Source organism: Dyadobacter sp. AC419, assembly GCF_979253085.1.
Map to the genome: position 1 here is coordinate 733,693 of NZ_CEEDCD010000019.1, position 11,308 is coordinate 745,000.

General features: G+C 47.2%; 8 protein-coding genes and 1 pseudogene (1 of these 9 cut by a window edge). 3 read left to right on the plus strand and 6 right to left on the minus strand.

From position 1 onward, the window contains the following. Positions 1 to 39 precede the first annotated feature (39 nt). The 6 genes and pseudogenes from AC0IYG_RS16875 to AC0IYG_RS16900 form a co-directional block, all read right to left on the minus strand. Positions 40 to 3,495 carry a SusC/RagA family TonB-linked outer membrane protein gene (locus AC0IYG_RS16875; RefSeq protein WP_471712305.1) on the minus strand — a complete coding sequence of 1,152 codons (3,456 nt, stop codon included), beginning with the start codon at positions 3,493 to 3,495 and terminating at the stop codon, positions 40 to 42. Between the two features lie 31 nt (positions 3,496 to 3,526). Then, complete coding sequence (locus AC0IYG_RS16880; RefSeq protein ID WP_471712306.1) at positions 3,527 to 4,633, minus strand: FecR family protein; 1,107 nt, start codon at positions 4,631 to 4,633, stop codon at positions 3,527 to 3,529. 113 nt (positions 4,634 to 4,746) lie between these two features. Further along, positions 4,747 to 5,313 (minus strand): RNA polymerase sigma factor, encoded by a 567-nt coding sequence (locus AC0IYG_RS16885; protein ID WP_471712307.1) that lies wholly within the window; start codon positions 5,311 to 5,313, stop codon positions 4,747 to 4,749. Positions 5,314 to 5,538: 225 nt separating this feature from the next. Then, positions 5,539 to 7,536: pseudogene (locus AC0IYG_RS16890) on the minus strand (plastocyanin/azurin family copper-binding protein). 22 nt (positions 7,537 to 7,558) lie between these two features. Next, on the minus strand, positions 7,559 to 8,137 hold the full coding sequence (locus tag AC0IYG_RS16895; protein ID WP_471712308.1) for a hypothetical protein: 579 nt from the start codon (positions 8,135 to 8,137) through the stop codon (positions 7,559 to 7,561). After that, on the minus strand, positions 8,070 to 9,287 hold the full coding sequence (locus AC0IYG_RS16900; protein WP_471712309.1) for a 3-keto-alpha-glucoside-1,2-lyase-like domain-containing protein: 1,218 nt from the start codon (positions 9,285 to 9,287) through the stop codon (positions 8,070 to 8,072). The genes AC0IYG_RS16895 and AC0IYG_RS16900 overlap by 68 nt, the downstream gene beginning before the upstream one ends. Positions 9,288 to 9,811: 524 nt before the next feature. Here AC0IYG_RS16900 and AC0IYG_RS16905 point away from each other — a divergent pair. The 3 genes in view from AC0IYG_RS16905 to AC0IYG_RS16915 are tightly spaced (at most 35 nt apart) and all read left to right on the plus strand, a layout consistent with a single transcriptional unit that may run on beyond the window. After that, entirely contained in the window at positions 9,812 to 10,291 is a 480-nt protein-coding gene (locus AC0IYG_RS16905) for a carboxypeptidase-like regulatory domain-containing protein (protein WP_471712310.1), read from the plus strand. A 35-nt stretch (positions 10,292 to 10,326) separates the two neighbouring features. Continuing rightward, complete coding sequence (locus AC0IYG_RS16910) at positions 10,327 to 11,265, plus strand: TonB-dependent receptor plug domain-containing protein (protein ID WP_471712311.1); 939 nt, start codon at positions 10,327 to 10,329, stop codon at positions 11,263 to 11,265. After that, positions 11,255 to 11,308, plus strand: partial view of a hypothetical protein gene (locus AC0IYG_RS16915; protein WP_471712312.1) — the start only. Its footprint extends 183 nt past the window's final position; only the first 54 of its 237 coding nucleotides appear in the window; its start codon is at positions 11,255 to 11,257; the stop codon falls past the right edge of the window. The genes AC0IYG_RS16910 and AC0IYG_RS16915 overlap by 11 nt, the downstream gene beginning before the upstream one ends.

Here is an 11,308-nt window from a genome sequence, read left to right on the forward strand (position 1 = left end):
TGTTTGAATGAGTGAATGACGCTTCTTCCGAGGTTTGTTTTACAGCTTAATGTTTACATTGAAACCGTAACTTCTCGTAGTTGGCAATGTGTGGGTTTCTATGCCCTGCAAATTGTCGGATGCGGAAACCTGCGCCTCAGGATCGAGGTTGTCAATGTATTTTTTGATCATGAGCACATTGTTACACATCGCTGAAATGTTCAGTCCTTTTATGAAAGTCTTGTCCCGCAAAAACCGCGACAGGTCATAACCGATCGAAATCGTTCTCCATCTCACAAATGCACCCTTGTAGACAAAAGGCGCGGCAATGTTCGTGCTTCGGTAAGATGTGTAAAACTGCTGCGCTTCAACGCGTTGTGCATTCGGCTCACCTTCCGGCGTTACGCCTTCGAGCAACACCCCGCCTTCACGTCCCACAAGCGAAGGTTTGGAAAGTCCTTCACGCAGGAAGTTGAGATTGGAATTGGAAAGAATTTTGTTGCCGGCTTTGAAATCGATCTGCGTTCCGATTCTTAATCCTTTGACATTGATCGTGTTAACCCAGGCGCCTACCCAGGTTGGAATGGCGCTTCCGAACGTTGTCAGACTTCCTTGCTGCGGTAATCCGCCCGATGTTACAATGCGTCCCTGTGCATCCCGCTTGTAATCGAAGCCGCGCAGAGAGGCGAGGGGCTTGCCGACTTCATGGGAAACAATGCCGAAGAATTCTCCCGTTCCTACGTCAAATCTTTGCTGCCCTGCCGCCAGTTCAAGCACTTTACTAATGTTATAGCTTCCGTTAAAGCTCGTTTCCCAAGTAATTCCATCATTTCTGACCGGCACGAATGTGAGTAAAAATTCAACCCCCTGATTTCTCAGCTTGCCCACATTCACTTTCGTCTGACTGAAACCGGATGTGTTGGAAATATCGACATTAAGGATCTCGTCGACGGTGCTTTTACGATAAAAAGAAACGTCTAAGTTCAGGCGGCTGTCGAACGTTTTCATTTCAAGTCCCACCTCCGTTTCTTTCACTTTTAATGGTCTCAGGTTCGCATTCGGGGCAATGGTCGAAGGAAGATTTCCCAATGCGGTTCCATTGAATGGATTTGCGTTGATCCCGTAATACAAATTGTTGGAATAAGGATCTGTATCGCCTCCAACTTCCGCATAGGCAGCCCTTAACTTGCCGTAATTAAGCCAGTTAGGCGTGTTTGCAAATGCCTGACTGAACACAAAGCTGGCGCTGACGGACGGATATAAATAACTGTTTGAAGCTGGATTCAATGTAGAGAACCAATCATTGCGGCCGGTCACATTTACGAATAAAAAGCCTTTGTAAGAAAACTCGGCGGCTCCGTAAATGGAATTGACCTTCTTCTTGCTGTAACCGTAATTCGGATTTTTAACCTGGCCGTTGGCAATGGTGTAAAGATCACGAACGTAGAAATTGGTGACGGCAGTGGAAACATTGTCGCTGATCTGCTGCATCTGGTTTCCACCCAATGTAATGTCGATCCCGAAGTCACCAAATGTGCGGTTTGCGCCGATCAGCACATCGAGGTTACGCTCGCGAAAGGTGGCCACATCCTGATAATAGTAACCATTAAAACCCGTCGCAACGGCTCCAATCGACCTTGTTCCCGTTGGACGGTTGTAATTATACGGGCGCGTGTAGTAATCTTGTCCAATCCGGCCCTGCACGAAAAACCAGTCCGTAAAATCGTAGCGAACCGATGTATTTCCGAAGATCCGGTCGCGGCGGACATTCTCGAAACGGTCGTAAGCGACCCAGTAAGGATTGTTGCGATTGGTAAAGCGTGAAAGCGGCATTTCGTTGCCATTTGCATCCTTTCGGTTTTTGAGCCATTCAGTATCAATGCTGGTTGCAAGCGTGTAAATGGTCGTGTTCGCATTCATATCCTGGATCCCGATCTGCGGCGGGTTCTTGTTGTATTCGTTCGAATAATTGGCATTCAACTGCGCAGAAAGCTTGGGAGAAAACTTGTAATTCAGGCCCAGATTGAAGATTTTCTTGTGGTAATCTGAATTCGGCATGATCGCATTCGCATCCGTGTTGGCGAACGATAATCTGAAATTTCCCTTCTCGTTTCCACCAGAAAGCGCCACGGAATTGGTGAAGCTTGTTCCGGTGCGGTAAAAGTTTTTGATCCGGTCTTTATTGGGTGAGTAGGGTTTTGTGGAGCCGTCAAATTGTGGCGTCATTGCGCCATCCATGCGCTCGCCAAATGCGAATACGCCCGAACTTTGTGCCTCTGCGGTCGAAGTAGGCCGTTTTCCAAATTCTCCCTGTCCGAACTCATATTGAAAATCGGTGTAATCAAGCGCCTGCTGGGCCTGAATGTTGGAGTTGATCTCGACGCCTATGCCAGTCGTTTTGCTTCCGCTTTTGGTTGTGATAATGATCGCACCGTCTTTGGCCCGAAAACCATACAACGCCGCCGCCGCCGCGCCTTTCAAAACGGTCATCGACTCAATGTCGTCCTGGTTAATGCTTTGCAAACCGTCACCCGCATCCGAAGAACCGCCCGTCGGATTTCCTGTTCCGTTCCCGTTTGATCCGCCGGCCGAAACACTGCTGTTGTTGATCGGAATGCCGTTTACAATGATCAATGGTGAGTTATTCCCGCCAAATGAAGACTGGCCTCTGATACGGATCTTGGTCGAGCCGCCGGGACCGCTTGCGGGTGGAGTCACATTTAACCCGGCGACTTTTCCCTGTAAACTGTTGCCGAGGTTTGTTGTTCTGTTTGTTGTAAGTTCCTCTGTGTTAACCGTTGCCGTGGAGTAACCCAGCTTTTTTGCGTCCCTTTTGATCCCTAGTGCCGTCACCACAACCATTTCAAGATTCCGCACATCAGGCTTCATCGAAAGATCGTAAGTGCTTTGATTGCCAACCGTTATTTCCTCGGGCGAATAACCTACATAAGAAAATATCAAAACGCCACCCGCATCCGGCACACTGAGCTGATACGTTCCTTCCGCGTTCGTAGCCGTTCCCACTTTTGTGCTTTTAACCACAATGCTTACACCCGGCAGCGGCTGGCCCTTTTCATCCGTGACTTTTCCTGAAATCGTGCGGTCAACCGCTTGATTATTGCTAATGGCAGGCATTGCGCTGCCCGATTCAGCATTGCCTTTTAGCAGCACAACTTGCTTGCCTTCAATCTTATAAGTAATGTTAATGGGCCTGAAAAGCTGGTCCAAGACATCCGCCAATGGTTTTTCCACGGCGTTAACAGAAACCTTTGGCTGCATGCGAAGCAGCGATGAGCTGTAAGTAAACCGGACCTGCGTGAGCTTGTTAAGCTTGTTTAGAACCGTCTTAATTTCTTGATTATTGATCTGGAGAGTAACTTTTTGATTCAGAATGTCTTGCGCATCAACAATGTGCGCCTTGGAAACCTGTACGAAGATAAAGGCAAATAATAGTTGGTAAAGTGATATTGTCTTTGCCCTACGAAGTAGCCTGGATAATGGTCGCTGTTTTTTCATACGTATGGTTGGTTTGAACTTAAATACTGCCCTAGTTGCAGCCTTTGCTGCTGATTACAATCCGGCCGTCCACAGTTTCATAGCTGGCGCCAATGGCCTGGCAAATGGCATCCATTCTTTGTTTCAGGTTTTCGTCGCTGAATTGCGTGCTGATGTTGCAATCGGAGAGGATTGCTGCGTCGTAGATGATGCTGATGTCGTAAATTTCCTGCAATGTTTTAAACACCTGAGATACAGGTTTGTCGTCGAAGATCAGCTCTTTTTGCACCGACAATTCCGAGAGCAGTTGCCGGTTTAATACAATCCCTTTTATAAGTTTATTTTCTTTTTTGTTAAAAACGGCTTGCTGATTCGGATCCAGCACAATGACGGAAACCTGCTTTTCCGGACTTTGTTTTAATGTTTCATAAGCTGTTTTTGGATAAACCGAAACACGTCCGGTTTTCACCAGCACCGTCACCGTATTGTCCTGATCCAGGGCCTTAACGCGGAAACTCGTTCCCAGAACCCGGGTAACGGTTTCATGGGTGTAGACTAAGAAAGGCTGCTGCGGATTTTTGGCGACATCAAAAAAGGCTTCACCGGTAAGGATTACTTTGCGCTCTTTTCCTGCAAATTTTTTCGGATAACGAATTGCGCTTCCCGGCGTGAGCGTCGCGACGCTGTTGTCGCTGAGGAGCACGGTCATTTCGCGATCAGAATCATTTGTTCTTACAATTTCCACGTCATTAGCAACGGCTTTTGGGCTTGCCAGCGGAGCGATTTCAGGTGAAGTTTGCAAATTGTACAAGCCATAACCCAGGCCAGTTACCAGCAAGAAAATCGCGGCCACGCGCCAGACAGGTCGGTTAAGCCATTGATAAATGTTTGTTTTTTGTTGACTCTTGCTAAGTTCAGCCAGACGCGTGATCTCATTTATCTCACGATTAAGTGCATTTTCGGACAAGTCGTCGCTGTAAATTTCGTGGACTGAGGTTACGAGTTCGCGTGCCAGATTAATGTCAGCCGACCGCTCTGGATTTTCAGCCATCCACTTGACCCAGAATGCCTTGATCTCCGGTGTAGGCGCAATAACCCACTGCCTGAACATATCATTTGTCGCAAGTTCTTCAACCGTTTGATCGCGGTAATCCTTCATAGCAAAGCTGAGTCTTTGATATGTATGTCAGCTTTTGGTCCGTCGATAACCAAAAAAATTAAAATATTTTTTGAAATAATGATATTATGCCTGTTTTAGCCATTTGAAGCGCATTAGCAGAGCACAGAAAAGAGGAGTAAGGCCCAGATAAATTCGGCGGGTGCCCAAATTTGCCTGATTTCTTTGAGCGTGCGGTGCAGCAGATTGGATACGCTTTGGCGGCCGAGGCCCATGATGTGCGCAATGTCCTCGTTGTCAAGATTTTGATAAAAACGAAGATAAATGATCTCTTGCTGGCGTTTGGAAAGCAATGTGATGATGCTTTTCAGGCGGCTGGATTGAAAATGTGAATGCTCGTCTGCAATGATCTGCGTTTCGATGGGGAAGTCTGCATGCTCGGGATCAAACATTGCCTGACCGGGTTCGTGGAAGCGTTTCAGGCGCACACTTTCCTTTATCAATTTGTGCCTCAATGCTTTGAGCAGATAAGATTTCACAAATGCAGTCTCGGAAAGATGTTCGCGGCGTTCCCAGAGTTCAAGATATAGCTCCTGAATGGCATCGCGGATGAAGTCGGGGTCGGAGGAAAACTTGGTGGCGTAATTATAAAGTGCCGCGGTAATGCAGCTCGAGCGAGCTGTCCCAGTGCTGCGGAATCGCCGGTTTTGAACCGCTGCCAAAGCAGGATGTTGGCCTCAGTAACGTTTGAAATGTTCTCTTCGCTATGCAAACCGTTGCGCTATTAACATTGTTTTATTATTTCAATGAATTGTGCTAATCAAAGCAGGCCGCAGTTTTATTCTCCTTGCATCTGGCTCTTTTATTCAAAAAATAAATAGGGATCGGATATAAAAAACAGGCTGCCGGGCGGTGAAGTTGCGCGGCAGCCTGAATGGGTAGGCGTCTTACTTAGTAACCTTTAATTTTCCCTGCATTAATGTGTAATGTCCTGGGAATGTGCACACATACTGGTAAGTTCCAGCCTGTTTTGGTGCAACGAAATAGATGGATTCGGATTTTTCGGGCTCAACGATGTTGCTATGGAACAGCACATCACTCGTTTTCGGAACGTAATTCATTTCTGAACCTTTCAGTCCAAGATTAAGTCCCGCCTCACCGACTGCATTAGCAGTTCCTGGCTTCGTAATGACGAGGTTATGAAGCATGTCATCATTGTTGTTGAACACAATTTTAACACGGCTTCCTGCTTTCACCTGAATTTCCGAAATGTCGAATTTCAAACCCGGCACAGTTCCGATGGTGATCGTCTGATCAGGGCCATTGGTCCAGCTTGCAGGCATTTCTACAACGCGTTTTGCCGATGGTGCAGCATTGGCAGGTTCCGCAGCACCAGTCGCCGTGTGCGCGCTATGGTCAACGGCAACGGCTTTTACGGTCGTTGTAAATGCCGCAGCATTCACCGGATTACCCGAAGCAATCTCGTTCAATGTGTAGTAACCTGTTGCATGAAGCAATGGATTGCCGTCCGTTCCTTTCACGCCGTCCGCCTTGATCTCGTGAATGTATCCTTTGCGAAGCAATGCAGGATCCAGCACCAAACGAACTTTCAGACCATCTTCCGAAACCACAATTCCTTTCAAAGGCACTTCCTGCGTATTGACGATCGGGCTTCCGTAAGTCTGGTGATATTTGTAGGTAAAACTGTTCAGCTTATACGCGTCCTGCTCAGCAGCGGCCTTTTTGTCAACCGGGCTGGTGAATGTGATTTCAAAGCCATCCGGCATAGAACGAACGGTTTTCATTTCAAACGGCATTTTTCCAGTCCACACCAAACGCTGAATTCCGAATTCCTGCTTTCCTGTCGCAGACCAGCCACGGCTTGTTTGTCCAACGAACATGGAACCGTCTAGGTCCCATTCCATCCGCAAAATTCCCGACATAAATCCTTCACGGAAAGGAAATACCGTTCCTTGCCACACGCCGTTCACTTTTTCAAGATCTACGCGGGTAATAATGCTGTGCCCCTGATCGCCTACGAACATCTGGCCTGCAAATGGTCCGAAAGTGCCATTGGTAACATCTTCTTTGAAATCAGAAGTTGAGATTCCAACAAGCGTGTGCGGGAACCAGACCGCCGGAGCCTTCAATCCTGGCACCTTTTTAGCCACATCGTAAAGTGGTTCGCCTGTGTTTGGAATGTCAGAAGGCGTTAGTTTTACGGGTGATCCTTCTTCTTTGCTCCATCTTAAACCCGCAGGATTTCCGGCAAAATCACCTTTTTCCAAATGCGTCATACGTCCCGAGCCAACCCAGTCGCCCTGGTTTTCAGTGTAAAAAATGTCGCCTTTGTAAGATCCAAAGCCGGAAGGGGAGCGGAGACCCGTTGCGTAAGAGTCAGTTTGCCGTCTTCGCCCAGTTTCAGCATCCAGCCTCTCCATTTAGACTGGCTTGCACCACGTCCAACCCAGTCCAGGTTCAGCGTCACGAGCAATTCACCATTCGGCATCGCAACCGGACCATAAGAATACTGGTGATAATTGCCTGATAATGGCCACTTTGCGAAAGAATCATAAACGTCCGCAACACCGTCGTTGTTAGTGTCTGCCAGTCGAGTCACTTCGCCGCGTTGTGAAATCAGGAAGTCTTTTCCACGATATAAAAGTCCCAATGGTTCGTGCAAACCGGACGCAAACCGGTGAAATGAAGGCTTTCCATCGCCTTTCAGGTAAGGGTTGCCGATGAGCCACACTTCACCGCGGCGGGTGGTTGTGGCCAGTCTGCCGTCGGGAAGCACCTGCATGCCGCCGACTTCCATTTTAATGTCTTCACGGGATTGGAATGGTGATCATTCTATAATAATCATCCTCTTTGCCAGGTTTTGACTGCGCATACGCCGAGACACATCCAAGTGATATCAGGGTCGTTAGAATTATATTTTTCATTGAGTGGAATCTAAGAATATTTTTACCAGAACATCATGTAATTAGCCGAATCGGAAACAGGCAGCACCAGTTCCTGATTTTCGCCTGCCGGCCTCACCATAGCCTGGCCTTTTTGATTTACCTGGATATAATAGCGGTTATCGATTTGGAAAAGCCCGTTTTTAAGGTCAGTGATCTTTTTGCCCGAGCCTAGCAGTGAATAGATCGGAGTAGCGGGTTTGCCCTCAACGGTGAAGGTGCGGGACATTCCTTTTTCATTCGGAATAATTTGGTCGCTAACCGTTGCTGAGCCCATTGCGTAGCGGAAAATCGGATAACCTTCCGGGTTGATCTTGTAACCAAGGAAATTAATGTTCGCCGAATCAGGCCATGCAGTTGCTTTGTCAGCAAGCGATGCCAGGCTGCTTTTGCCAGAAACGTGCACGGTAAGCCCTGCCGGGAAAAGCAATTGCGGCTCGCCGCGTTCGTACCACATTTCGGTAACATTGGCAAACTGGCCACGCCATGCCTGCACCATTGCGCCACGGTTCAGATCAATCGTGTAGCTCCCATCCTTCCGGTGTGCCGACTGAAATGCAATGTGTGCGTTTATATTTTTCACCTTCGACCTGAATGAATGAGCGAACCATTTCGGTCTGCTTGTCCGGCGTTACGCTGATGTAAGGTTTCGGCTCAGGCTCGGGAAGTGAAGAAAGGACGTGCAAGTCGTAAGGCCGAATGCCCGATTTTTCCACGCGAAGGCCCAATGCAGGCTGTCTCCATGGAAAACGTGAATAATGAATTTTGAATTTGTGCGTGCCTTGTGTCAGGTTCACGGTGCCTGTATGCGTTTCCTGCGAAGTGCTTTCACCCGTTTCAACCACACTTTTGCCGTCCACTTCTAGGCTCAGCACAGGGCCTGAGTAAATGGTCGTGAAAATGTATTCACCCGCTTCCTGCACATCCATATCGCCTTCGTACACGAGATGGAATTCACGCATTCCGTTGGTGACCTCCTGTGTAAGCGTGGCAGATTTGCCTTCGTGGTCCAGTTTGCTGTATTCTTTTGCATCCCATTTATCGGAATACACTTTATAAGCAAGGTTGTTTAATGTCAGCGTCTTGCGGCTTGCAAGGAGCTGGTAACCCACATTTTTGAATGCGATTGTGCCTTTATCAACTTGAAAAGACAATGGTCTGCCTTCGCCGGCTGCTTGTGAATTGGGCAAATAAACTGTTTCCAAAACAGTGACACCGTTCAGCGAAAGCAAATTCAGGCGTGCGGAATTCGCTACGCCGGGAACCGCTGCATCGTAAACGAGTTCAAGCGTTTGCCAAAGACCTGGGGCCTTGGAAGCATTTTGTGTTGGGAATTGTCCGACGAACCCGGAAGTGGATGCGTTGGCTTCGCGCTGCTGGCTGCTGTCTGAAATTCTTACTTTCTGACCACCTGGCAGCACAATGTAACCTTCTGCTCCCGGCGAAACCATGAAGTCCAGAGCCAGTCGCATGTCGCCTGCTTTCACTTTTGTAGTAAGCGGTTTGCCGGGGCTGCCGATCAAAACGCCTTCACCGGAAGTTGTTTTAGGTTTTGCAGTCCCGCTCGGCATAATGGCCACGTCACCTTGTACGGACCAGTTGGGGCTGGTGCTTTCAAATGAACTGAGATCTTTTAAGGGGAGCAGGGAATAATTTCCTTTCGCTGTTTGGCCCATGACGATAACCGGGCAAGTCAGAAAAAGTAGGGAAACTTTCTGAATCAAATGACGCATTGGATATAATAAGTGTATTGTTTACAATTAAAAAGCGAAGTTCGCACTTTTTTCTACTAATATATCCGGTTAAATTGTAATTAATTTTCAATTAAATAGTATATTCTTCATAGGGGTAACGGGGCTAGCTGCCTCTGTTCATTTTTTCTCCATACATGCCTGATCATTGGCAAACCGCCAGGTTTTTCAACAATGCCAAGAAAGTTTAATAGCATTTAAATATCAGATTCCACGTATATGCATTAAGGTTTCAATTTTTGCATTGTTCAAGCTATTCTTATTTTAAATAAATTCGACTCTTTAATAACCTCACGTCATTTGTGTACACTTGGTTACATTACTTTACCAAAGCTTCCTGAGATTGGCTCGCAGGCCATTCCATGCCATAAGGAATGCAGATTTGTTTATATAATGTTAATAAATACTTAACACGCCTGAGCCAAATAAGCGGGAATTTTGTGTTTCGATCGATTCAGTTATTCGACGGATCTCTTTATCAATTGTAAGCCAAACGATTCCCGCTCATGATTAAAATTCTTTACGCGACTTTTCGGCTGAAAATGCTCAGACGAAGTTACCCGGCTTGCCTGCTGCTGGCATGCATGCTATTGTCTCAATTCGCTTTTGCGCAGACCACCATTACGGGTCAGGTCATTGCAAAAGAGGATAATGCGCCTATTCCAGGTGTAAGCATCATTGTGAAAGGCTCCAATAATGGAACGATCACAGATGCAGAAGGAAAATATAAACTCGATGTGGCTGAAACAGCGACCGATCTGACATTTTCGTTCTTAGGTTTTAGTTCTCAGGAAGTTAAGATCGCCGGCAGAAGCGTGATCGACATTTCACTTACGGCGGACCTGCGCCAGCTTACCGAGGTCGTTGTGACCGCATTGGGTATCAAAAAAGACGTTCGCAGAATTGGTGTAGCCATTCAAACTGTGGACGGAAATGCAACGGTTAAGGCTCGTGGAACCCAACGCAATCAATGCATTGGCTGGTAAAGTGGCTGGTTTGACGGTCGGTGTTGCAGCAGGAAATGCTTCGCAAGCCTAACCTGCAATTGCGCGGTAATTCCGATGTTCTTTTTGTTGTGGACGGTGTGCCTGTAAACTCCGATACATGGAATGTGAGCCCGGATGACATTGACACTTATTCTGTTTTGAAAGGTGCTTCTGCATCAGCGCTTTATGGTTTTCGTGGAAAAAACGGAGCGATCCTGATTACGACCAAAAGAGGTTCCAAGGACAAGCGTGGCTTTTCTGTTGATTTCAATTCTTCAACAATGGTCGATAACGGCTTTTACGCCATTCCAAAGGTGCAGGACGTTTACGGACCTGGTGACCGCGGTCGCTATGCATTTGGTGACGGAAAAGGCGGCGGTTTGAATGACGGCGATTACGATGGCGGCTGGGGGCCAAAATTCGAAGGGCAATTGATCCCGCAATATGACAGCCCTGTTGACCCGATTACGGGAAAGCGTGAAGGAACGCCCTGGGTTGCGCGTGGAAAAGACAATCTGAGCCGCTTTTTGCAGCCAGGAATTTTGTCAACCAACAACATTTCGGTTTCCGCGACTGGTGAAAAATACAATGTGCGTTTCTCCACTTCGCATATGCACCAAAAAGGAATTGTGCCGAATACAAAACTGAACATTACGAACTTCAACATTGTAGCAGATTACAATTTCTCTAAAAAGCTGACATTCAACTCGTCACTGCAATACAACCGCCAGTATACGCCGAACATTCCTGACGTAAATTATGGCCCTAACTCCATCATTTACAACATTGTGCTTTGGGCTGGTGCGGACTGGAATGTGGACGATATGCGTAATTACTGGCAGCCTGGAAAAGAGGGCATTCAGCAGATTTATGCAGAATATCAGCGTTATAACAACCCTTATTTCATGAGTTATGAGTGGTTAAGAGGTCAGTCAGAAGTCAGATATCATCGGACAGGCTGCTATGACTTATAAATTCACTGATTTCCTGGAAGCGACATTCCGGACGCAGGTGAAC

What these genes read in the sequence shown, in the direction of transcription:
- AC0IYG_RS16875 (WP_471712305.1), bottom strand. Translation starts at nt 3,495, where the DNA reads ATGAAAAAACAGCGACCATTATCCAGGCTACTTCGTAGGGCAAAGACA.
- AC0IYG_RS16880 (WP_471712306.1), bottom strand. Translation starts at nt 4,633, where the DNA reads ATGAAGGATTACCGCGATCAAACGGTTGAAGAACTTGCGACAAATGAT.
- AC0IYG_RS16900 (WP_471712309.1), bottom strand. Translation starts at nt 9,287, where the DNA reads ATGCGTCATTTGATTCAGAAAGTTTCCCTACTTTTTCTGACTTGCCCG.
- AC0IYG_RS16905 (WP_471712310.1), top strand. Translation starts at nt 9,812, where the DNA reads ATGATTAAAATTCTTTACGCGACTTTTCGGCTGAAAATGCTCAGACGA.
- AC0IYG_RS16910 (WP_471712311.1), top strand. Translation starts at nt 10,327, where the DNA reads ATGCTTCGCAAGCCTAACCTGCAATTGCGCGGTAATTCCGATGTTCTT.